Raw genomic sequence first — 21,121 nt, forward strand, 5'->3', positions numbered from 1 at the left:
CCGCCCGAGCGGCTGATGCTGTGACCGGGAAGGTCCACCGGGTCGCGGCCGCCCGGTCACAGCACTAGATCACCGCGTTGGAGGGGCGCCGGGAGGTCGAGAGGTCGCGGGCGACCGCCTCGGCGTCGCGCAGCGCCCGGACCGCGTTGGACCAGGTCAGCTTGGCCAGGTCGGCCCGCGACCAGCCGCGCGTGAGCAGCTCCGCGATCAGGTTCGGGTAGCCCGACACGTCGTCCAGCCCGGAGGGGGTGAAGGCGGTGCCGTCGTAGTCGCCGCCGATGCCGATGTGGTCGACGCCCGCCACCTCGCGCATGTGGTCGAGGTGGTCGGCGACGGTGGCGGCCGTGGCCACCGGGCGCGGGCGCTCCGCCTCGAAGGCCCGGTGCAGGGCCATCGCCTCGGGCGAGGTGTCGAGGTGGTGGAAGCCGTTGCCGCGCAGGTTCTCGTCGGCGGCGAGCGTCCACTCGACGGCCTCGGGGAGGATGAACTTCGGCACGAAGGTGGCCATGGCCACCCCGCCGTTGGCCGGGAGCAGGGCCAGCACGTCGTCCGGGACGTTGCGCGGGTGGTCGCACACCGCCCGGGCGGAGGAGTGCGAGAAGATCACCGGCGCGGTGGACACCTCGATGGCGTCGCGCATCGTCGTCTCGGCGACGTGCGAGAGGTCGACGAGCATGCCGACGCGGTTCATCTCGCGCACGACCTCGCGGCCGAAGTCGGTGAGGCCGCCGTGCCGGGGTTCGTCGGTCGCCGAGTCCGCCCAGTCGATGGTGTCGTTGTGCGTGAGGGTCATGTACCGCACGCCGAGCCGGTGCAGGGCGCGCAGGGTGGCGAGCGAGTTGTTGATGGAGTGGCCGCCCTCGGCGCCCATCAGCGAGGCGATCCGGCCTTCGGCGCGGGCCGTCTCCATGTCGTCCGCCGTCAGTGCCCGGGCGAGGGTCTCCGGGTAGCGGGCGATCAGCTGGTCCACCGCGTCGATCTGTTCGAGGGTGGCGCTGACGGCCGTGTCGCCCGCGTAGTCCGACCGTACGTAGACGGACCAGAACTGCGCGCCGACCCCGCCGGCGCGCAGCCGGGGGATGTCGGTGTGCAGGGTGCCGCGCTGGTCGGCGCCGATGTCCAGCCGGTCGAGGTCGTAGCGGGCCCGCTCGCGCAGCGCCCAGGGCAGGTCGTTGTGCCCGTCCACCACGGGGTGCCCCGCGAGCAGCTCACGCGCCTCGGGGAGGCGCTGCTCGGCGGGGCGCTGCTCGGCGCTCACTTGCCGAATCCGAACGATTCCGTGCCGGCGACCTTCGTCCGCAGCCGCCTGCCCTTCTCGGTGGCCTGGTCGTTCAGCTCCTGCTGGAAGTCCCGCATCCGGGCGAGCAGCTCGGTGTCGTGCGCGGCCAGCATCCGTACGGCCAGCAGGCCCGCGTTGCGCGCCCCGGCGACGGAGACGGTGGCGACGGGAACCCCAGCGGGCATCTGGACGATCGACAGCAGGGAGTCCATGCCGTCGAGGTACCTGAGCGGGACCGGTACGCCGATGACGGGCAGCGGGGTGACCGACGCGAGCATGCCGGGCAGGTGGGCGGCCCCGCCGGCGCCCGCGATGATCGCCTTGAGGCCGCGGGCGTCGGCCTGCTCCCCGTACGCGATCATCTCGCGCGGCATCCGGTGCGCGGAGACGACGTCGACTTCGTACGGGATCTCGAACTCGTCCAGCGCCTGGGCGGCGGCCTCCATGACGGGCCAGTCGGAGTCGGAGCCCATGACGATGCCGATGACGGGGCCTGCGGGGCGGGCGGTAGAGCTGGTGCTCATTCGGTGATCGTCCCTCTGAGGTAGCCGGCTGCGTGACGTGCGCGCTCCAGCACATCGTCCAGGTCGTCGCCGTAGGTGTTGACGTGGCCGACCTTGCGGCCGTGTTTCACGTCCTTGCCGTACATGTGGATCTTGAGCTGGGGGTCGTGGGCCATGCAGTGCAGGTAGGCCGCGTACATGTCGGGGTAGTCGCCGCCCAGCACGTTGGCCATGACGGTCCAGCGGGCGCGCGGGCGCGGGTCGCCCAGCGGCAGGTCCAGGACCGCGCGGACGTGGTTGGCGAACTGCGAGGTGATCGCGCCGTCCTGGGTCCAGTGGCCGCTGTTGTGCGGGCGCATGGCCAGTTCGTTGACCAGGATCCGGCCGTCGGTGGTCTCGAAGAGTTCGACGGCCAGGTGGCCGGTCACCCCGAGTTCCTGCGCGATGCGCAGGGCCAGGGCCTGGGCCTCGCCCGCCAGCTCCGCCGAGAGGTTCGGGGCGGGCGCGATGACGGTGTCGCAGACGCCGTCGACCTGGATGGACTCGACGACGGGATAGGCCACCGCCTGGCCGTGCGGGGAGCGGACGATGTTGGCCGCGAGTTCGCGGACGTAGTCCACCTTCTCCTCGGCCAGGACCGGGACGCCCGCCTTGAAGGGGGCCGCCGCGTCCTCGGGGGTGCGGACGAACCACACGCCCTTGCCGTCGTAGCCGCCGCGCACCGTCTTGAGGATGACGGGGAACCCGCCGACCTCCTGCGCGAAGGCCGCCGCGTCCGCCGGATCGCTGACGATCCGGTGGCGGGGGCTGGGCGCGCCGATCTCGTCGAGCCTGGCGCGCATCACCCCCTTGTCGGCGGCATGCATCAACGCGTCGGGCCCCGGGCGGACGGCGATGCCGTCCGCTTCCAGGGCCCGTAGGTGTTCGATGGGTACATGCTCGTGGTCGAAGGTGATCACGTCACAGCCGCGCGCGAAGGCACGCAGCGTCTCCAGGTCGCGATAGTCGCCGATGACGACGTCGTTCACGACCTGGGCCGCCGAGTCCTGTGGGGTGTCACTGAGGAGCTTGAATCTGATGCCGAGGGGGATACCCGCCTCGTGGGTCATGCGGGCGAGCTGTCCGCCGCCGACCATGCCGACTACCGGGAACGTCACCTCTCCAGGGTATCCGTCGGGATTCCGCCATCCGGACGCAGCCCTGGCGGGGACTCGCCGGGCGGCCGTGTGCCGTGCGTCGCACGGGGCACCGGGCGCGGACGGAGCCGCGGGGCGACACTTACCATGGACGGGCGACGAGATTCGGTTGACGGATACGTGTGACGCGGAAGACGTGTGCGCCGAGACGTGGGTCGCCGACGACGAGTGACGCTTCCCGACCCGGGGGCGGCGACGACGGACAGGGACTGAACCATCACATGAGCACACCGAAGAACGCATCCGCGAACGTATCCGTCCTCGAACGCATACGCGGTCTGGCCCGGGAGGTCGCCAAGTTCGGGGCGGTCGGCGGGCTCGGTGTGCTGGTGAACATGGGTGTGTTCAACCTGATCCGCAGCACGACCGACCTCCAAGTGGTGCGCGCGAGCGTCATAGCGACCGTGGTGGCCATCGCGTCGAACTACATCGGGTTCCGCTACTTCGCCTACCGGGACCGCGCCAACAACAGCAGCCACACCCGGACCCGGGAGCTGGTGCTGTTCGCCGCGTTCAGCGTGATCGGCCTGGTCATCGAGAACGGCGTGCTGTACACCGCGACGTACGGGCTCGGCTGGGACGGCTCCCTCGCGACGAACTTCTTCAAGTTCACCGGTATCGGCATCGCCACGATCTTCCGCTTCTGGTCCTACCGGACGTGGGTCTTCAAGGCGCTGCCCACGCCCGCCGCGGCCTCGCTGGTCGTCGAGCAGCGCGACGGCCAGGCCGCCGCGACCGCGCCCCTCGCGGCCGAGCCGGCCGCTACGCCGGTCCGCTAGCCGCGGCCTCCAGCCGGGTCGCCGAGGATCGTGCGGTCCGCTAGCGGACCGGCCGCTCGGGTTCCGGCGGCACGGGCGCCGTCCGGCTGAGGAACAGGGCGAACACCGGCGGCTGCGTCTGGAGCAGCTCCAGACGGCCGCCGTCCGCCTCCGCGAGGTCGCGGGCGACGGCGAGGCCGATGCCCGTCGAGTTGCGGCCGCTGATGGCCCGCTCGAAGATCCGGTTGCCGAGGTCGGGCGGAACGCCGGGGCCCTCGTCCGTGACCTCCAGCACCGCCTGGTTGCCGGTGACCCGGGTCCGCAGCGCGACCGTCCCGCCGCCGTGCATCAGCGCGTTCTCCACGAGGGTGGCCAGCACCTGCGAGACCGCCCCCGGCGTTCCCACGGCCCGCATGCCGGTCTTGCCCGAGCGCACGATGGCCCGGCCGGCGCTGCGGTAGGCCGGCCGCCACTCCTCCACCTGCTGCTTGACGACCTCGTCCAGGTCGAAGGGGACCGCCGAGCCGGTCCGGGGGTCGCGCGAGTTCGTCAGGAGCCGCTGCACCACGTCCGTGAGCCGCTCCACCTGGGTCAGGGCGATGCTCGCCTCTTCCCGCACCGTCTCCAGGTCGTCCGTGACGGTGATCTCCTCCAGCCGCATCGACAGGGCCGTCAGCGGGGTCCGCAGCTGGTGGGAGGCGTCGGCGGCGAGGCGCCGCTCGGCCGTGAGCATCCGGCCGATCCGCTCCGCGCTTGAGTCCAGTACGTCCGCCACCCGGTCCAGCTCGGGGACCCCGTAGCGCTTGTGGCGGGGGCGCGGGTCGCCCGAACCGAGCCGTTCCGCCGTCTCCGCGAGGTCGGTGAGCGGTGAGGCCAGCCGGTTCGCCTGGCGTACGGCGAGCAGGACGGCCGCCACGACGGCCAGCAACGCCACCGCGCCGACCACGACCAGGGTCCGTCCGACCTCCTTGGTGACCGTGGAGCGGGACTCCTCGACCACCACCACCTCGCCCTGCTCGCCGCGGGCGGTGCCGCGGATGACGCTGTCCGGGATGCGCTCGCCCACCTCGACGGGCGGGCGACCGGGGACGGTGATGCGGGCGTACCGCCCCGCGTCCAGTTGCTCGCCCAGCGCGAGGGAGTCGACCGGCTTGCCCTCCAGCACGTCCGCCTCGACGACGCCCACCAGCCGCAGCGCCTCGGAGCCGATCCGCTCCTGGGCGCTGCTGGTGATCGTCCGGGTCTCCACGATCACGAGGGAGACCCCGAACACGGCGATCACCACGAGCACCACGGCGAGCGTGGAGTTGATCAGTCGGCGACGCACGGTCCGGTCCGCTCAGCTCTTCTCGAAACGGAAGCCGACGCCCCGTACGGTCGCGATGTAACGCGGGTTCGCCGCGTCGTCGCCCAGCTTCTTGCGGAGCCAGGAGATGTGCATGTCGAGGGTTTTGGTCGAGGACCACCACGTGGTGTCCCAGACCTCGCGCATGAGCTGGTCGCGCGTCACGACCCGGCCCGCGTCCCGGACGAGGACCCGCAGCAGGTCGAACTCCTTGGCGGTGAGCTGGAGCTCCTCCTCCCCCATCCAGGCGCGGTGCGACTCGACGTCGATCCGCACCCCGTGGGTGGCGGGTGTCTGCGACGCCTCGTTCGCGCCCCGGCGCAGCAGGGCCCGGACGCGGGCCAGCAGTTCCGCGAGCCGGAACGGCTTCGTCACGTAGTCGTCCGCGCCCGCGTCCAGGCCGACGACCGTGTCGACCTCGTCCGCCCGGGCGGTCAGGACCAGGATCGGGAAGCCGTGCCCCTCCGCGCGCAGTCGTCGGGCCACCTCCAGGCCGTCCATGCCGGGCAGGCCCAGGTCCAGGACGACGAGGTCGACGCCGCCTTGCAGTCCCGCGGCCAGAGCGGTGGGGCCGTCCTCCCGGACCTCGACCTCGTACCCCTCCCGGCGCAGGGCGCGGGCCAGGGGCTCCGAGATGGATGCGTCGTCCTCGGCGAGCAGTACACGCGTCATGTGGGTGATGGTAGTCCGCGGCGACCGCATCGTGGGCCAGCCCGCATACCCCTGCCGATCTGGGCTTATTGACTACTACCTACCTTCGAATAAGGTCGAACGGTTCCCGCGGCACCTTGTGATCCATATCTCAAGTCCTTCCATATGCCGCAGTGTCGTGTCGTATGGTGGCGAGACGCCTGATGCACTACCCAGGGGACCTTTGTGCCGAAAAACGAGCCAAGGGTCTCTCCTTCTGTCCCGAGCGGATCGGGGCCTTGATGCCTACACGTGTCAAGGACCGTCCCGTCCGCGCCGGATGAAGTGAATGACCTAGGGGCCGGGCCCTGCGCGCGACGTGCGCGGAGGGTGTGGATCCCGGTTACGGACCTTCCTTCGCCCCCACCCGTGGGGTGAGACCCCGAGGCGTGGGGTGGGCGGCCCGTCGCCGGTGCCGGCCACCCCCCACAGGGCGCTGTCCCGCTCACGAAGCGAAGCGTCCCGATCAAGCAAGGATCGACCATGGCTTCCAGCCTGACGAAGGAACCGGCGGCTCCGGCCTCCGAGAAGACCTTCTTCGGCCACCCCCGTGGCCTGGCCACTCTGTTCATGACCGAGATGTGGGAGCGCTTCTCCTACTACGGCATGCGCGCCCTCCTCGTGTACTACCTGGTCTCGGGCGGCGCCGACGCCGCGACGGGCAGCCAGGGCGGCGGGCTGGCGATGACGGCGGCCACGACCACGGCCATCTACTCCGTCTACGTCTCCATGGTCTACCTGATGGCCATGCCGGGCGGCTGGTTCGGTGACCGCCTCTGGGGTGCCCGCAAGACGGTCGCCATCGCCGGTTTCGTGATCATGGCGGGTCACCTCTCCCTGGCCCTCCCCGGCCAGGCGATGTTCTTCGTCGGTCTGATCCTGGTCGCGGCGGGTTCCGGCCTGCTCAAGGCCAACATCTCCACGATGGTCGGCCACCTGTACGAGGGTCCCGAGGACCCGCGTCGTGACGGTGGCTTCACGCTCTTCTACATCGGCATCAACCTCGGTGCCTTCGTCGCCCCGTTCGTGGTCGGAACGGTCGGCAAGGAGCACAACTGGCACCTGGGCTTCGCCCTCGCCGCGGTCGGCATGGGCCTGGGTCTGACCCAGTTCCTGCTCGGCACCAAGCACCTCAGCCCCAAGAGCAGCCTGGTCCCGAACCCGCTGTCGGCCGAGGAGCGCAAGGCCGTCCTGACGAAGGTCTTCTTCGCGGTCATAGGGATCGCCGTCTTCTACGGTGCCGTGGTCGCGCTCGGCGCCTACACGCTGAACTGGGCGCTCGTCCCGCTGACCCTGGCCGGCCTGATCATCCCGGTCGCCGTGCTGGCGCGCATCAAGCGCGACAAGGACCTGTCGACGACCGAGCAGTCGAAGATGACCGCCTACATCTTCTTCTTCATCGCCGCGGCCGTCTTCTGGATGATCTACGACCAGGGCGGCTCCACGCTCTCCCTGTTCGCCGACGGCAAGACCGCCGACACCATGTTCGGATTCGGCTTCTCCGCCACCTGGTACCAGTCGCTGAACCCGCTGTTCGTGATGGCCCTGGCGCCGGTCTTCGCCTGGCTGTGGCTGTGGCTGGCCCGCAAGAACCAGGAGCCGAACACCATCGTGAAGTTCGCGATGGGCCTGGTCCTGATCGGTGCCTCGTTCTTCGTCTTCATCGTCCCGATGAACATGGCGGGCGGCGACACCAAGGTCTCCCCGATGTGGCTGGTCTCGATCTACATGATCCAGACCATCGGTGAGCTGTGCGTCTCCCCGGTCGGCCTGTCCGTCACCACCAAGATGGCGCCGCAGAAGTACGCCTCGCAGATGATGGGCGTCTGGTTCCTCGCCGTCACCGCCGGTGACTGCATCACCAGCCTGCTCTCCATCGCGGGTGTCGACCTGAACGGGCTCGGCATCATCGCCCTGCAGGCGGCCGCCGCCGCCGTGGCCGGCTTCGCGGTCTACGCCTACCGCAAGCGCGTCCAGACCCTTATGGGCAGCGTCCACTGACGTACCGCGCCCCGCTCACGGAAACGGCCCGGCACACCGGAAGGTGTGCCGGGCCGTTTCCGTCCGCACGGGTGCGGTACGGATTGGCCTGCCGTTACATCAGCACTGGACGCCGAAGAGCCTGCCCGCCAGGGCACAGCCGCCGCGCCAGCGGTCCGATCGGTCCGAACCCCGTTCCCTGGGCCCGGCGGTCAAAACGGAACTGCACGACATACGTTACTGACTGGTAGCCAGTCAGCGGTGGCCGCGCAGGCGGCGCCAGGGGGTGAAGGTGAAGACCGCCGCGCCGAGCAGGATGACCGTGCCGGCGACCAGGCCGAGGGCCTTGAGGCCGCCGCCGTCCTCCGCGCCGGTCTCGGCGAGGCCACCGGACGCGGCGGAGCCGCCGGTGGTGCTGCCGGTGGTGGACGGCGAGCCCGAGCCGCCGGGCTGGGCGGTGGTGTCCAGCTCCAGGGAGACACCGCTGCTGGTGGCCTTGCAGGGCACGTTGATCGGTGTGGCGCCCGGGGCCATCGTGACGTCGATCGTCAGCTGGTCCGGGCTGAGCGTCACCTTGCCGGTCTTGCCCGGCTTGTAGGTGCCGGTCATGTCGCTGAGGCTGACCGGCGCCTTGTCGGGGATCGGCTCCGCGTTGGCCGGACCGGTGACCTTGACGGTGCCGCTGTCGGCGCCGCCGAGCTTGATGTCCATCGAGGGCTTGAGGGCCCCCGCCGGGAGGGCCATGGGGCTGGCCATCGCGCCCTTGGCGGTCTTGACGGTGAGGTCGTAGCCGCTGCCGTTCTTCTTCGCGTTGATGGTGACCGGGGTCTTGATGCCGTCGGGGACGACGGCGCCGCAGTCGTAGGCGACCTCGATCGGCTTGCCGGGGAAGTCGGTCTGGCCGCCGCTGCCACCGGTGGTTCCGCCGGTGGTCGAGCCGCCGGTGGTCCCGCCCGAGGTCGAGCCGCCGGTGGTCCCGCCCGAGGTCGAACCGCCGGTGGTCGAGCCCGTGGTCGAGCCGCCCGTGGTGCCGCCCGTCGTGCCGCCGCCCTCGGTGACCTTGATGGTGGCGGCGACTCCCACCGTCTCCTTCGGGGAGCACTTCGTGATGAAGCCGCTGAAGTCCACGTCGTACTTGCCCGGCGTGATCGTGACGTCGCCCGCCTTGGTCAGCTTGATCTTGCCCTTCATGTCGGACATGACCATGGGGGCCTTCTTCGGGATGGGCGGGTTCTTCCGCTCCCCCTCCAGCTTGGCCTCGGAGCCGAGCGCGCCGCCGAGCGTCACGTAGCCGGTGGGCTTGACGGTGTCCTTGCCCAGGTCCATGAGGTCGGTGTTGTTCGAGGCCGGTTTGACGGTCTTCCAGACCACCTCGACCTCGTCGCCGACCTTCGCGGTGGCGGGCGCGGTGATGGAGACGGTGGTGGTGCCCTGGACCGGGCCGCCGCCTCCCGCGGGCGGGATGCACTCCACCTTGTAGGAGACGTCGGCCGCCTGGGCGGGGGCGGCCGCCAGCAGGATGCCCGCGCCGCCGAACAGCAGCGCGACAGCGGTCGCGCTCACCCTCCGTTGGGTCTTCACGAATGTCCCTTCGTCGTCGGACGGTTCTCAGACGGTGCGGATGTCTGCGGTGTGTGTGGTGCCGGTGGTGCCGGTGGTGCGTCAGGTTCCGGCGCGGTGTCCGGGGTGAACCACGGCAGGACCGCCGTGGGGGCTTCGGCGTCCGCCACGGGGGCGGCGGAGGAGGCGGCGGAGGTCGGGGCGGCGGAGGCGGCGCGCGGCCGGACGCGGTCGACGACGGCCATGCCGACGCGGAAGACGGCGGTCGGGATCACCACCAGCAGCAGGGCCCAGAACAACAGCACCCCGTACGGGCGCCCCACCCCCCAGGGCTGCGTGGCCACCACCTTGTCCCCGTACTTGAGCGAGACGGTGTAGTCCCCGTGGGCGCCCGCCGCCAGCGTCACGTCCAGCCGGACCTCCGCCTTGCCGCCGGGCGCGATGGTGCCCTTCCAGCGGGCCTCCTCCCACACGGGCGCGTACACCCCGTGCGAGGTGCCGAGCCGGAAGACCGGGTCCTTGACCGGGGCCGATCCGAGGTTGCCCACGGTCACGGTGAACTTCCGCGTGGGCGGCGCCCCGAACCAGGTCAGCACCCCGTCGTCGCCCTCCAGTCGGACTCCGGTGAGCAGCGCGAGGCGGCCGGTGCCGGAGTCCGCGGGCAGTTCCGCCACCGGATGGTCGGTGATCTTGATCGGTAGGGCGACGGTGGACCCGTCCCCGTTGACGGAGGTCACGTCCACCACGCACGGGCACGGCTTGGGCGGCCCCACGACGGGGAGCCGAGCGGTGAAGTGCCCGTCGTCGCCGACCGCGACCGCGACCCCGTCGGCGTTGGCGCAGCTGTTGGTGCCGCCGATCATGTTCTGTCCGCAGACCAGCAGCATCACCAGGGTCCTGGGCCGCCAGCCGGCGCCGGTGACGCTGATCCCGGCGCCCTTGGCGACCTCTTGGAGGGAGAGCGCGGCGGTGGGTTGACCCTCGTCGGCGACGGCGGCCGGGGCGGCGGGGAGCAGAGTCAGGGCGAACACCGCCAGCCCGGCGGTGAGCAGGGCCGCGATCCGGGTGCGGGCCGGCCCGCCGACGTGGCTGCTCACCTGGGTGCTCCCGTCAACTGGCGGCGGTGGGGGTGCGGTTGGTGCTCCGGCGGGTGCTCGTCGTACCGGTCCGGCGCCCGGCGCCTGCTCCGGGTGCGCCGGATGCGGACGAGGAGCAGCGCGGCCGCGGTGGTCCCGCCGAGGGCGACGAGGCCGAGGCCGAGCCGGCCGCCGAGGGAGCGGGGCAGGCACCACACGGCCGTGGTGCCGGTGGCCCGGGGGGCGCCGGGGGCGGTGGCGGTGAGCGTGAGGCGCACGCGGTCGAACGCGGGGGCCCCGGGCCAGGGTTCGGTCAGCTCGACCCGCTGCCCGGGCGGCAGTTCCACCGGGAGGGCGTGCGGGGCGCGCCCGGGGGCCGCGCCGAAGCCGCCGTCGGCGCGGACCGCGAGGGTGGGGGCGAGGGCGACGTTGCCCCGGTTGACCAGGGTGTACGCGATGACGGTCGTCCCGCCCGCGTCCCGTACGGCGATGTCCTCGACGGTGAGGGCCGCCACGGTCGGGCCGCTGACCCGCAGGTGGACCCGTACGGCCACCTCGTGGCCCGCTTCGCCGGCGACCACGGCGGCCGGGTGGTCGCCGGGCGCGGAGGCGGGCGGGAGGGTGACGGTGAACGGCACCACCGCGCGGGTGCGGGCGGGGAGCCGGACGGTCGCGCTCCGGCCGAAGCTGATCCAGGAGCCCGGGCCGGTGCCCGAGCCGGGGCGGGGGCCGGCGCCGGAACCCGAGCCGGGGCCGGGGCCCGCCGGGGGGCGTACGGCGAAGGATCCGTCGGCGGTGTGGGGGCCGTCGACCCCGCGCAGGGTGACGGTGTGCTCCCGGTCGGTGGGGTTGGCCAGGGCGAGGCTGTCCTCCAGCACCGTGCCGGCGGCACCGGCGAGGTAGAAGTACGGGCGTACGGCGGCGCCCGCACGGCCCGCCGCGGGCTCCGCGGTCCAGCCGGGCTCGCCCGATGTGTCGGCGACGGCGGCCTGCGCGGGCACCCCGGTCAGCAGCGCGGCCGCCGTCAGGAGGGCGGGGCCGAGCCGCCGGGGGGCGCGGCGCCGGGGCGGGTGGGGCGTGCGGGTGGGGAGCACGGGCATGGGCGGGGCCGCTCCGTTCAGGACCGGGTCCGCTGGGCCCGCTCGCCGCGCCGGGTCAGCCAGAGCACGCCGGCCGCGCCGGAGAGCAGCACGGTGGCGCCGAGCGTGCCGAGCGCGAGGGCGGAGTCGGCGGGACCGGTCTGCGGGAGCGTCTCGGGGTCGGCTTCCTGCTGCCCCCCGCCGGCGGCCGTCACGTCGAGTTCCAGGGACGGCTTGGGGCTGTTGCCGGGGGTGCAGGTGGTCATGGTGCCCATCGCCTTGATGGTGAGCACCCCGGCGATGAAGGTGACCTTGCCGCTCTTCTTCGGGGTGTAGGTGCCCGAGAGGTCGGAGATCTTGATGGGGGTGTCGGCGGGGACGGCCTCGGAGTTCGCGGGGCCGGAGACCGGTACGGACACCTTCTCGGCGCCGTCGGTCTGCAGGACGGCGGCGGGGTTCATCGCCCCCTTGCCCAGTTCGATGGGGCTGGAGGAGACGCCCTTCTGGAAGGACATCGTCAGCTTGTAGGAGTCCCCGTCCTTGACGGCCTTGACGTCGATGGGCGAGACCGCCGACTTGTCCCCGATGGGGGTCTGGCAGTTGTACGCGACGTCGACCACGTCGGCGTGGGCCGCGGGGGCGGCCGCCAGCAGGGCGGCCGCCGATCCGGCCACCGCGCAGAGCAGGGCGGGGACCGGCGCGAGCGTGGTGGAACGTTTCCGGTTGGACACCTTCGTCTTCCCCTCGGACCACAAGTTACTGACGCAACATCAGATCGGTGGCTCAAGGTACGCCGGGGGTCTTGTGGAGGGAAGACACAGGACGAGGGTGTTCGAGCGGGGCGCCGCGGCGGCTTTCAGGCGGCGCGCACACCCCGCTGCCAGACGGCGGAGACCAGCGGGACGCCGGGCCGGTAGGCGAGGTGGACGTGGCTGGGGGCCTCCAGCAGGGCCAGGTCGGCGCGGGCGCCGGGGGTGAGTACGCCGATGTCGGTGCGGCGCAGCGCGCGGGCGCCCCCGGCGGTGGCCGACCAGAGCGCCTCGTCCGGGGTCATCCGCATGTCGCGGACGGCGAGCGCGATGCAGAACGGCATGGAACTCGTGTACGAGGAACCGGGGTTGCAGTCGGTGGACAGCGCGACGGTGGCGCCCGCGTCGAGGAGCCGGCGGGCGTCGGGCCACTGGGCCCGGGTGGAGAACTCGGCTCCGGGGAGCAGGGTCGCGACGGTGCGGGTGCTCTGCGCGAGGGCGTCGACGTCGGCGTCGGTGAGGTGGGTGCAGTGGTCGGCGGAGGCGGCTTCGAGTTCGACGGCGAGTTGGACGCCGGGGCCGTGGGAGAGCTGGTTGGCGTGGATGCGGGGGATGAGTCCGGCGGCGGCGCCGGCGGTGAGGATGGCGCGGGCCTGGTCGCCGTCGAAGGCGCCCTGCTCGCAGAAGACGTCGACCCAGCGGGCGTGCGGGGCGCAGGCCGCGAGCATCTCGCCGGTGACGAGGGCGACGTAGGCCGCGGGGTCGTCGGCGTAGTCCGGGGCGACGATGTGCGCGCCGAGGTAGGTGACCTCCTCGGTGTGCGCGGCGGCGATGCGCAGGGCGCGGGCCTCGTCCTCGACGGTGAGGCCGTAGCCGGACTTGGTCTCGAAGGTGGTGGTGCCCTGGCGGCGGGCCTCGTCGAGGTGGCGCAGCAGGTTGGCTTCGAGCTCGGCGTCGGTGGCGGCGCGGGTGGCGGCGACGGTGGTGCGGATGCCGCCGGCGGAGTAGGCGCGGCCCGACATGCGGGCGTTGAACTCGGCGGTCCGGTCGCCCGCGAAGACGAGGTGGGAGTGGGAGTCCACGAAGCCGGGGATCACGGCTCGGCCGGCGGCGTCGAAGGCGTTGTCGGTGGCGGGTGCTTTGCTGGATTCACCGACCCAGGCGATGCGGTCGCCTTCGATGACGACCGCCGCGTCCTGGATCAGTCCGAGGGGGGAAGCGTCACCGAGGGAGGGGTCGTTCGTGACCAGGTTGGCGATGTTGGTGATGACCGTGGTGTTCACGGTGCTCGCCGTGTTCAGGGTGTTCATGGTGTTCGGGGGCTCCTTCAGCCGCGGACGGCCGCGATCGACTCGGCGAGGGCTGCGGGGACGTCCGGGACCAGGGTGTGCGCCCCGTCCCGTACGACGTGCCGGCCACCCACGATCGTGTGGCGCACGTCCGCCGCGGAGGCGGCGAATACGGCCGTCTCGGCGCCCAGTCGGGACAGCGGTCCCGCGGTCCTGACGGAGTCGAGGGCGATGGTGGTGAAGTCGGCGAGGGCGCCGTTCTCCAGGCGGCCCGCGTCGGGCAGACCGAGGGCGGCGTGGCCGTCGGCGGTGGCGGCGGTGAGCAGGGCGTTCGCCGTCCAGTGACCGCGGGTGCGGCTGCTCAGGCGCTCGTTCAGCTCCATCGCGCGGGCCTCTTCGAGCAGGTCGATCACCGCGTGGCTGTCGCTGCCGAGGGAGAGCGGGCTGCCCGCCTGCTGGAGCCTGCGCGCGGGACCGATGCCGTCGGCGAGGTCGCGTTCGGTGGTCGGACACATGCAGGTGCCGGTGCGGGTTCCACCGAGGAGGCCGATGTCGAGGTCGGTCAGGTGCGTGTTGTGGACGCCGGTGGTGCGGGGGCCGAGCACGCCGTGTTCGGCGAGGAGCTCGGTGGGCGTGCAGCCGTGGGCGGCCTGGCACGCCTCGTTCTCGGCGGTCTGCTCGGAGAGGTGGACATGCAGCGGGGCCCGCTGTTCCTCGGCCCAGCGGGCCACGGTGGCGAGCTGGTCGGCGGGGACGGCGCGGACCGAGTGGACGGCGGCGCCGATCAGGGCGTGCTCGCGGGGGCGCAGGGCGCCGACGCGTTCGGCCCAGGCGTCGGCGGTGCCGTCGGAGAAGCGGCGCTGGTGCGCGTTCGGTTCCTGGCCGAAGCCGGCCGAGAGGTACGCGGTGTCGAGCAGGGTGATCCGGATGCCCGCCGCGGCGGCGGCCTCGATCAGGGCCTCGCCCATGGCGTTCGGGTCGGCGTAGGGGGCGCCGCCGGGCGCGTGGTGGAGGTAGTGGAACTCGCCGACGTTGGTGATGCCGGCCAGGGCCATCTCCGCGTACACCGCGCGGGCCAGCGCGTAGTAGGTGTCGGGGGTGAGGTTCTGGGCGACCTGGTACATGAACTCGCGCCAGGTCCAGAAGGTGCCGCTGCCGACCTGGACGAGGGAGCGCAGGGCCCGGTGGAAGGCGTGGCTGTGCGCGTTGGCCAGGCCGGGGAGGGTGAGGCCGCGCAGCACCTCCGCACCGCGCGGCGGGGTGTGGACGTCGGTGGACAGCCCGGCGATCCGGCCGTCCTCGGATACCTCCAGGGCGACGGCCGGCTCGACGTGGGCGCCGAGCCAGGCGTGTTCCAGCCAGTACGTCTTCAACGGCACGCGAGACCTTCCAGTACGTCGGCGAGGGCGAGGACTCCGGCGACGCAGTCGTCCTCGGCGGCGAATTCCCGGGGCGAGTGGGAGACGCCGGTGGGGTTGCGTACGAACAGCATCGCGGTCGGGACGGCGGCGGAGAGGATTCCGGCGTCGTGTCCCGCCCCGGTCCCGAGGACGGGGACCGCCCCGCCCAGGATGCGGTTCAGTTCGTCGCGCAGCGCGTGCTCGAACTCCACGACCGGGGTGAAGGACTCCCGGACCACGGCCAGGTCGATGCCGTCCTGGTCGGCACGCTCGTGGGCGGCCTTCTCGATGGCCGTGACGACGGTGTCGAGGGTGGCCTGGTCGGCGGCGCGGGAGTCGAGCCAGCCCCGGACGAGCGAGGGGATGGCGTTGACCCCGTTGGGCTCGACCGCGATCTTGCCGAAGGTGGCGACGGCGCCGGCGAGGGCCGCCTCGGTGCGGGCGGCCAGGACGGTCGCCGCGTACGTGAGCATCGGGTCGCGCCGGTCCACGAGACGGGTGGTGCCGGCGTGGTTGGCCTCGCCGCGGAAGTCGAACCGCCAGCGCCCGTGGGGCCAGATCGCGGAGGCGATGCCGACGCGGTCGCCGGACAGGTCCAGCGCCCGGCCCTGTTCGACGTGCAGCTCGACGAAGGCGCCGATCCGGGCGAGGCGTTCGGGGTCGGCCCCGATCGCGTCGGGGTCGTGTCCGGCGGCTTCCATGGCGCGGGGCAGGCTCACGCCGTCCGCGTCGCGCAGCTCGTACGCCTTCTCCTTGGTCAGTTGCCCCGCGGTGAGGCGGGAGCCGACGCAGGCGAGACCGAAGCGGGCCCCTTCCTCGTCACCGAAGTTGGTGATGGCCAGTGGCCTGGAGAACTCCACACCCCTGTGGCGGAGTTCGTCCAGGGCCGCGAAGGAGGACACCACGCCGAGGGGGCCGTCGAAGGCGCCTCCGTCGGGGACGGAGTCCAGGTGGGAACCGGTGACGACGGCGTCGCCCGCGAGGGGGTCGCCGAGCCAGGCCCACTGGTTGCCGTTGCGGTCCGTCTCGTACGCGAGCCCGCGGGCCAGCGCCTGCTCGCGGAACCAGGTCCGGCAGTCGGTGTCGGCGCCGGTCCACGCGTACCGGCGGTATCCGCCGGTGTCCGTGTGGCGGCCGATGGGGGCGAGATCGTTCCACATGCCGTGGAAGGAGCGGGCGCCGCCGGGCGCCGCCGGGGCCGGGGCTCCGGCGGCGCCGTGGTCGGGGGTGTGCGAGGTCACGCGTCGTCGCCCTCGCGCATCGGGACGCGCACGCCGCGCTCGTCCGCCACCGTCTCGGCGATGTCGTAGCCCGCGTCGACGTGGCGGATGACGCCCATGCCGGGGTCGTTGGTCAGGACGCGGCGGATCTTCTCGCCCGCGAGCTTCGTGCCGTCGGCGACCGAGACCTGGCCCGCGTGGATCGAGCGGCCCATGCCGACGCCGCCGCCGTGGTGGATGGAGACCCAGGAGGCGCCGGAGGCGACGTTGACCATGGCGTTGAGCAGCGGCCAGTCGGCGATCGCGTCGGAGCCGTCGAGCATGGCCTCCGTCTCGCGGTACGGGGAGGCGACGGAACCGCAGTCGAGGTGGTCGCGGCCGATGGCGAGCGGGGCGGCCAGTTCGCCGGAGGCGACCATGTCGTTGAAGCGCTCGCCGGCCTTGTCGCGCTCGCCGTAGCCGAGCCAGCAGATCCGCGCGGGCAGGCCCTGGAAGTGGACGCGTTCGCCGGCCATCTTGATCCAGCGGTGCAGGGACTCGTTCTCCGGGAAGAGTTCGAGCATCGCCTTGTCGGTCTTGTGGATGTCCGATGCCTCGCCGGACAGCGCGGCCCAGCGGAAGGGGCCCTTGCCCTCGCAGAACAGCGGCCGGATGTAGGCGGGGACGAAGCCGGGGAAGGCGAAGGCACGGTCGTAGCCGGCGAGCTGGGCCTCGCCGCGGATGGAGTTGCCGTAGTCGAAGACCTCGGCGCCGGCGTCCATGAAGCCGACCATGGCCTCGACGTGCTTGGCCATGGACTCGCGGGCGCGGGTGGTGAAGCCCGCCGGGTCCTTGGCCGCGTAGTCGGCCATGTCGTCGAAGGCGACGCCGGTCGGCAGGTAGGCGAGCGGGTCGTGGGCGGAGGTCTGGTCCGTCACGATGTCGATCGGGGCGCCCTCGGCGAGCATCTGCGGGAGCAGGTCCGCCGCGTTGCCGAGCAGGCCGATGGAGAGCGGCTTGCGGGCGTCGCGCGCCTCGACCGCGAGCTGGAGCGCGTGCCGCAGGTTGTCGGCCTTCACGTCCAGGTAGCGGTGCTCGATGCGGCGCTCGATGGCGCGCGGGTCGACGTCGATACAGATCGCGACGCCGTCGTTCATCGTCACGGCGAGCGGCTGGGCGCCGCCCATGCCGCCGAGGCCGGCGGTGAGGGTGATGGTGCCGGCGAGGGTTCCGCCGAACTTCTTCGCGGCGACGGCGGCGAAGGTCTCGTAGGTGCCCTGGAGGATGCCCTGGGTACCGATGTAGATCCACGAACCGGCGGTCATCTGCCCGTACATGGTCAGGCCGAGGTGCTCCAGGCGGCGGAACTCCTCCCAGTTGGCCCAGTCGCCGACCAGGTTGGAGTTGGCGAGCAGCACGCGCGGCGCCCACTCGTGGGTCTGCATCACGCCGACCGGGCGGCCGGACTGGACGAGCATCGTCTCGTCCTGCTTCAGCGTGCGCAGGGTGCGGACCATCGCGTCGTACGAGCGCCAGTCGCGGGCGGCCTTGCCGGTCCCGCCGTAGACGACGAGCTTGTCCGGGTGCTCGGCGACCTCGGGGTCGAGGTTGTTCTGCAGCATGCGCAGGGCGGCTTCCTGCTGCCATCCCAGGGCGCTGAGCTCGGTACCTCGCGCGGCACGTACGGGGCGGGGTCCTGACATGGCGGTGCCTCCTCCGATGTTGGGCAATCTATTCACATCCTCGCCGCATGAATAGATCCAGTCAACAGCTGCGGGCGATCGCGTCGGATGATGGGATGCGGACATGGCTTCCGACAGGGCGTACGACGGGACATCCGACGAGCTGTCCGACGAGCTTCCCGACAAGGCGGGCGACGGGCCGGCGCGGGCGGCGGCCCGGCGGCGGGACCTGGCCGTCAGGGCGGCCGTGGAACAGGGACTGGTGAGCGGGTCGGATCCGGGCGAGCCGCTGGTCTGCCTGCTGGACACCGCCGGTATCCGCGCCTCGGCCCAGGCCCTGACCAGTGCCTTCGCCTCGGCGCTCGCACCCGGCACCCCCGTCCTGCACGCCTTCGCGGTCAAGGCCGCCCCGCTGGTCCCGGTGCTGCGGCTGCTCGCGGACGAGGGGATCGGCTGCGAGGTGGCGAGCCCCGGCGAGCTGGCGCTGGCCCGGGCGGCCGGGGTGGCGCCCGGGGCCACCGTCCTGGACTCCCCCGCCAAGACGGAGACGGAGCTGCGCGAGGCCCTGGCCCTCGGGATCGCCGTCAACGCGGACAACCGGCAGGAGCTGGAACGGCTGGACGCCCTGGTGGCCGCGGCGCCGCCCCGCTCGCCGGTCGGCGTACGGGTCAACCCGCAGACGGGCGCCGGCACCATCGACGCCCTCTCGACGGCGACCGCCACCTCCAAGTTCGGGATCCCGCTGCGCGACCCGGGGGCCCGCGCCTGGCTGGTCGGGGCCTACCTGGACCGGCCCTGGCTGACCCGGCTGCACGCCCACTCCGGCTCGCAGGGCGTGCCGCTGCCGCTGATCGCGCAGGGCGTACGGGAACTGCACGCGCTGGCGGAGGAGATCAACGCGGCGGCCGGACGCCGCCAGGTCGACACCCTCGACATCGGCGGCGGCCTCCCGGTCGACTTCGCCTCCGACGCGGCCACCCCGACGTACGCGCAGTACGTGGCGGCGCTGCGGGAAGCCGTCCCGGCGCTCTTCGACGGCGGCTACGGCCTGGTCACGGAGTTCGGGCGGTCCCTGTTGGCCAAGCACGGGCTGATCCTGGCGCGGGTCGAGTACGCGAAGGAGACGGGCGGCCGGCGCATCGCCGTGACCCACGCCGGGGTGCAGGTCGCCACGCGCACGGTGTACGCCCCGGCGTCGTGGCCGCTGCGCATCCTCCCGTACGACGCCAAGGGCGCGCCGCTGACCGGTCCGCCGCTCGCCCAAGACGTGGCGGGCCCGGCCTGCTTCGCGGGCGACCTGCTGGCCACGGCGCGGGACCTGCCGCGGCTGTCGGCGGGAGACCTGATCGGGGTCCCGGACACCGGCGCCTACTTCTTCACCGCCCACTACGGCTACAACAGCCTCCCGCGCCCGGCGGTCCACGGGTTCACGGTCACCGCGGGCGGCGAGGTCCGCTTCGCCCTGGCCCGCCCGGCACAGTCCTTGACGTCGATCGTCGCGGAGGCGGGCGGCGACCTCCGGGACGCGCTGCGCCGGTAGCCGGGCCCCTCGCGGGATGGCCCGGCACCGCGCCTCACTCGACGAAGAGACCGCGGGACGCCGCGCGGGCGTCGAACGCCTCCAAACGGGCCTGGGCGTCGGGCAGGGCGTCGGCCATGGCCTCCAACAGGACCCGGCCCAGCAGCATCGGCGCGCACGCGGTGTCGAAGGCCAGCCCCGTGCCCACCGGCGCCGGGATCAACAGGTCCGAGTGGCGCGCGACCGGGGCGAAGGCGGAGTCGGCGACCGTCACCACGGTCAGCCCGGACGCCCGCCCGTGGTCCAGGGCCTCCACCACCTCGCGCGGATGCCGGGGCAGCGCGAAGCACAGCAGCGCCGAGGCGCCGGCCGCCACCGCCGCGTCGATCCGGTCGGCGAGCATCGACCCGCCCTCGTCGAGCAGCCGCACGTCCGGGTGCACCTTGGCGGCGAAGTACGCGAAGCCCCGCGCCTGCGAGGACGCCGCGCGCAGCCCGAGCACCGGCAGCGGTCGCGACCCGGCGAGCACCCGGCCCGCCTCCTGGACGGGCGCCGGGTCGGCGAGCATGGCCGAGAGCCTGCGCAGGTTCTCGATCTCCCCCTGGACGGCCTGCTGGTACTCGTTGTACGGGTCCTCCGGCCCGCCCTCCGGCCGCTCGGCGGGCGCCACCTCGCGCAGATGACGCCGGAGCGCCGGGTACCCGTCGAAGCCGAGCGCCACCGCGAAGCGGGTCACCGACGGCTGGCTGACCCCGGCCAGCTCCGCGAGTTCCACGCTCGACAGGAAGGGCACTTCCGCGGCCCCCCGCACCATGCAGTGCGCGATCCGCCGCTGCGTCGGCGTCAGCCGGTGCCCCTCGAACAGCTTCTGCAGCCTCGCGGCCGGGCTGTCGCTCATCCCGTCCCCTCCATCCCCGTCCCGGTGAATATTCAGTCACCGAGCACTCTGCATGTGGTTATGCAGGACGGCAAGCCGCGGACCGCTTCGCGAGACGGGGGCTAGCCCCAGTGCCCGGGCGCGCGGGGATTCCTACGGTGGGCGCATGGAGCGCCAGGAGCTGAAGAAGGAACTCGACGCCACGTTGGACGCGCGGAGGGAGCTGGGGCCGGAGTACGAGACCGCCCTGGTGGACTCGTTCGTCGACAAGATCGACACGCAGGTCAGACGCCGGCTGGCGGAGGAACGGCTGGCGACGGCCCGCGGCGACACCCCTGCCGGGTCCTCGGACGGCGGCGCCTTCGGCGAACGGTTCGGCTTCGCCATCATCACGCTGGTGCTGGCGATCCCCCTCACCGCCATCGCCGCGACGCAGGCCCACCTGACGGGGCTGGTGGTCTCCTGGGCCGGAATCGTGGCGGTCAACTTCGCCCACGCCGCCAAATCCTTCCCCCACCGCACCCACCGCCACCCCCCGACGGCCTGAGGCCCCAGGGCTCCGCCGGTTCGCGGGGGCCCGCACCTGCCCGGGGTCGCCTCCCGGCGCGAAGGACCGCCGGGCGTGGGCCCTTGGCCGAAGCCGCCACGGACATGCGAAGCAAAAGCCGTCTGCAAGGGGCGTACCCCCCGCTCGAAGTCCGCACGGGCGAGTGAGGCGAAGGGGCGCGCCTGTGGGGGCGCCTCCCGGCCGGAGGCTGGGGGAGGAGAGGGGCCTCGCGCGGAAGACCGCGAGGTACGAGCGGTATGAGCACGTGGCCGCTCTGAGTCAGGCTCACAGCGCCCCGGAGCCGAACCGAGCCCCAAAAAGAAAAAGGCGCGGGGACCGCCGCACCCCCGGTTGCCCGGGGGGCGGGACGACGGCGGTCCCCGCGCAGGACAC

Annotated in this window: 18 protein-coding genes; 4 read left to right on the forward strand and 14 right to left on the reverse strand. The window is 72.6% G+C overall.

Features of this window, described 5'->3' with window-relative positions; all coding sequences use genetic code 11:
• Nucleotides 1-64: 64 nt before the first annotated feature.
• From ACFVXJ_RS29575 to ACFVXJ_RS29585, 3 genes are read right to left on the reverse strand one after another with little or no spacing between them, the layout of a single operon-like run.
• Nucleotides 65-1,258 (reverse strand): dipeptidase, encoded by a 1,194-nt coding sequence (locus ACFVXJ_RS29575; RefSeq protein ID WP_389666330.1) that lies wholly within the window; start codon nucleotides 1,256-1,258, stop codon nucleotides 65-67.
• Nucleotides 1,255-1,803: a 5-(carboxyamino)imidazole ribonucleotide mutase gene (purE, locus tag ACFVXJ_RS29580; protein ID WP_361318704.1), complete on the reverse strand. Its 549-nt coding sequence runs from the start codon at nucleotides 1,801-1,803 to the stop codon at nucleotides 1,255-1,257. The genes ACFVXJ_RS29575 and purE overlap by 4 nt, the downstream gene beginning before the upstream one ends.
• Nucleotides 1,800-2,918: a 5-(carboxyamino)imidazole ribonucleotide synthase gene (locus ACFVXJ_RS29585; RefSeq protein ID WP_389666371.1), complete on the reverse strand. Its 1,119-nt coding sequence runs from the start codon at nucleotides 2,916-2,918 to the stop codon at nucleotides 1,800-1,802. Before ACFVXJ_RS29585 ends, purE begins: the two co-directional genes overlap by 4 nt.
• Before the next feature lie 281 nt (nucleotides 2,919-3,199).
• On the opposite strand from ACFVXJ_RS29585, the gene ACFVXJ_RS29590 reads away from it, so the two are divergent.
• Nucleotides 3,200-3,757: a GtrA family protein gene (locus ACFVXJ_RS29590; protein WP_389666332.1), complete on the forward strand. Its 558-nt coding sequence runs from the start codon at nucleotides 3,200-3,202 to the stop codon at nucleotides 3,755-3,757.
• A 40-nt stretch (nucleotides 3,758-3,797) separates the two neighbouring features.
• Here the strand turns inward: ACFVXJ_RS29590 and ACFVXJ_RS29595 are convergent, their stop codons facing one another.
• A complete protein-coding gene (locus ACFVXJ_RS29595) occupies nucleotides 3,798-5,063 on the reverse strand; it encodes an ATP-binding protein (protein ID WP_389666333.1) in 1,266 nt (421 codons plus the stop codon).
• Between the two features lie 12 nt (nucleotides 5,064-5,075).
• Nucleotides 5,076-5,753: a response regulator transcription factor gene (locus ACFVXJ_RS29600; RefSeq protein ID WP_329195768.1), complete on the reverse strand. Its 678-nt coding sequence runs from the start codon at nucleotides 5,751-5,753 to the stop codon at nucleotides 5,076-5,078.
• A gap of 501 nt (nucleotides 5,754-6,254) precedes the next feature.
• Between ACFVXJ_RS29600 and ACFVXJ_RS29605 the strand changes: the two genes are divergently transcribed.
• Nucleotides 6,255-7,772 carry a peptide MFS transporter gene (locus ACFVXJ_RS29605; protein WP_389666335.1) on the forward strand — a complete coding sequence of 506 codons (1,518 nt, stop codon included), beginning with the start codon at nucleotides 6,255-6,257 and terminating at the stop codon, nucleotides 7,770-7,772.
• A gap of 234 nt (nucleotides 7,773-8,006) precedes the next feature.
• Here ACFVXJ_RS29605 and ACFVXJ_RS29610 read toward each other — a convergent pair whose 3' ends face one another.
• The 8 genes from ACFVXJ_RS29610 to hutU form a co-directional block, all read right to left on the reverse strand.
• Nucleotides 8,007-9,314: a hypothetical protein gene (locus ACFVXJ_RS29610; RefSeq protein ID WP_389666336.1), complete on the reverse strand. Its 1,308-nt coding sequence runs from the start codon at nucleotides 9,312-9,314 to the stop codon at nucleotides 8,007-8,009.
• A 14-nt stretch (nucleotides 9,315-9,328) separates the two neighbouring features.
• Nucleotides 9,329-10,408, reverse strand: a complete 1,080-nt coding sequence (locus ACFVXJ_RS29615) for a hypothetical protein (protein ID WP_389666338.1) — start codon at nucleotides 10,406-10,408, stop codon at nucleotides 9,329-9,331.
• The gene (locus ACFVXJ_RS29620) at nucleotides 10,405-11,487 is read right to left on the reverse strand and encodes a hypothetical protein (protein ID WP_389666340.1); all 1,083 of its coding nucleotides are present in this window, start codon (nucleotides 11,485-11,487) and stop codon (nucleotides 10,405-10,407) included. Before ACFVXJ_RS29620 ends, ACFVXJ_RS29615 begins: the two co-directional genes overlap by 4 nt.
• A gap of 17 nt (nucleotides 11,488-11,504) precedes the next feature.
• Complete coding sequence (locus tag ACFVXJ_RS29625; RefSeq protein WP_389666341.1) at nucleotides 11,505-12,197, reverse strand: LPXTG cell wall anchor domain-containing protein; 693 nt, start codon at nucleotides 12,195-12,197, stop codon at nucleotides 11,505-11,507.
• A gap of 125 nt (nucleotides 12,198-12,322) precedes the next feature.
• Nucleotides 12,323-13,525, reverse strand: coding sequence for an imidazolonepropionase (gene hutI / locus ACFVXJ_RS29630; RefSeq protein WP_389666343.1), 1,203 nt, complete (start codon nucleotides 13,523-13,525; stop codon nucleotides 12,323-12,325).
• 17 nt (nucleotides 13,526-13,542) lie between these two features.
• Entirely contained in the window at nucleotides 13,543-14,883 is a 1,341-nt protein-coding gene (locus ACFVXJ_RS29635) for a formimidoylglutamate deiminase (RefSeq protein WP_389666345.1), read from the reverse strand.
• The gene (locus ACFVXJ_RS29640) at nucleotides 14,874-16,064 is read right to left on the reverse strand and encodes an allantoate amidohydrolase (RefSeq protein ID WP_389666373.1); all 1,191 of its coding nucleotides are present in this window, start codon (nucleotides 16,062-16,064) and stop codon (nucleotides 14,874-14,876) included. The genes ACFVXJ_RS29635 and ACFVXJ_RS29640 overlap by 10 nt, the downstream gene beginning before the upstream one ends.
• A gap of 77 nt (nucleotides 16,065-16,141) precedes the next feature.
• A complete protein-coding gene (hutU, locus tag ACFVXJ_RS29645; protein ID WP_389666347.1) occupies nucleotides 16,142-17,806 on the reverse strand; it encodes a urocanate hydratase in 1,665 nt (554 codons plus the stop codon).
• Between the two features lie 103 nt (nucleotides 17,807-17,909).
• Between hutU and ACFVXJ_RS29650 the strand changes: the two genes are divergently transcribed.
• Complete coding sequence (locus ACFVXJ_RS29650) at nucleotides 17,910-19,325, forward strand: diaminopimelate decarboxylase (RefSeq protein WP_389666349.1); 1,416 nt, start codon at nucleotides 17,910-17,912, stop codon at nucleotides 19,323-19,325.
• Between the two features lie 34 nt (nucleotides 19,326-19,359).
• On the opposite strand, the gene ACFVXJ_RS29655 is transcribed toward ACFVXJ_RS29650, so the two are convergent.
• Nucleotides 19,360-20,202, reverse strand: a complete 843-nt coding sequence (locus tag ACFVXJ_RS29655; RefSeq protein ID WP_389666351.1) for a MurR/RpiR family transcriptional regulator — start codon at nucleotides 20,200-20,202, stop codon at nucleotides 19,360-19,362.
• A 145-nt stretch (nucleotides 20,203-20,347) separates the two neighbouring features.
• Between ACFVXJ_RS29655 and ACFVXJ_RS29660 the strand changes: the two genes are divergently transcribed.
• Nucleotides 20,348-20,728 carry a hypothetical protein gene (locus ACFVXJ_RS29660; RefSeq protein ID WP_389666353.1) on the forward strand — a complete coding sequence of 127 codons (381 nt, stop codon included), beginning with the start codon at nucleotides 20,348-20,350 and terminating at the stop codon, nucleotides 20,726-20,728.
• Nucleotides 20,729-21,121: the final 393 nt, after the last annotated feature.

This window comes from Streptomyces sp. NPDC058279 (genome assembly GCF_042881255.1).
Lineage (GTDB): Bacteria > Actinomycetota > Actinomycetes > Streptomycetales > Streptomycetaceae > Streptomyces.

Excerpts from the sequence above, each read along its gene's own strand:
- purE (WP_361318704.1), bottom strand. The coding sequence starts at position 1,803 with ATGAGCACCAGCTCTACCGCCCGCCCCGCAGGCCCCGTCATCGGCATC.
- ACFVXJ_RS29585 (WP_389666371.1), bottom strand. The coding sequence starts at position 2,918 with ATGGTCGGCGGCGGACAGCTCGCCCGCATGACCCACGAGGCGGGTATC.
- ACFVXJ_RS29590 (WP_389666332.1), top strand. The coding sequence starts at position 3,200 with ATGAGCACACCGAAGAACGCATCCGCGAACGTATCCGTCCTCGAACGC.
- ACFVXJ_RS29600 (WP_329195768.1), bottom strand. The coding sequence starts at position 5,753 with ATGACGCGTGTACTGCTCGCCGAGGACGACGCATCCATCTCGGAGCCC.
- ACFVXJ_RS29605 (WP_389666335.1), top strand. The coding sequence starts at position 6,255 with ATGGCTTCCAGCCTGACGAAGGAACCGGCGGCTCCGGCCTCCGAGAAG.
- ACFVXJ_RS29620 (WP_389666340.1), bottom strand. The coding sequence starts at position 11,487 with ATGCCCGTGCTCCCCACCCGCACGCCCCACCCGCCCCGGCGCCGCGCC.
- hutI (WP_389666343.1), bottom strand. The coding sequence starts at position 13,525 with ATGAACACCCTGAACACGGCGAGCACCGTGAACACCACGGTCATCACC.
- ACFVXJ_RS29640 (WP_389666373.1), bottom strand. The coding sequence starts at position 16,064 with ATGTGGAACGATCTCGCCCCCATCGGCCGCCACACGGACACCGGCGGA.
- hutU (WP_389666347.1), bottom strand. The coding sequence starts at position 17,806 with ATGTCAGGACCCCGCCCCGTACGTGCCGCGCGAGGTACCGAGCTCAGC.
- ACFVXJ_RS29650 (WP_389666349.1), top strand. The coding sequence starts at position 17,910 with ATGGCTTCCGACAGGGCGTACGACGGGACATCCGACGAGCTGTCCGAC.
- ACFVXJ_RS29655 (WP_389666351.1), bottom strand. The coding sequence starts at position 20,202 with ATGAGCGACAGCCCGGCCGCGAGGCTGCAGAAGCTGTTCGAGGGGCAC.
- ACFVXJ_RS29660 (WP_389666353.1), top strand. The coding sequence starts at position 20,348 with ATGGAGCGCCAGGAGCTGAAGAAGGAACTCGACGCCACGTTGGACGCG.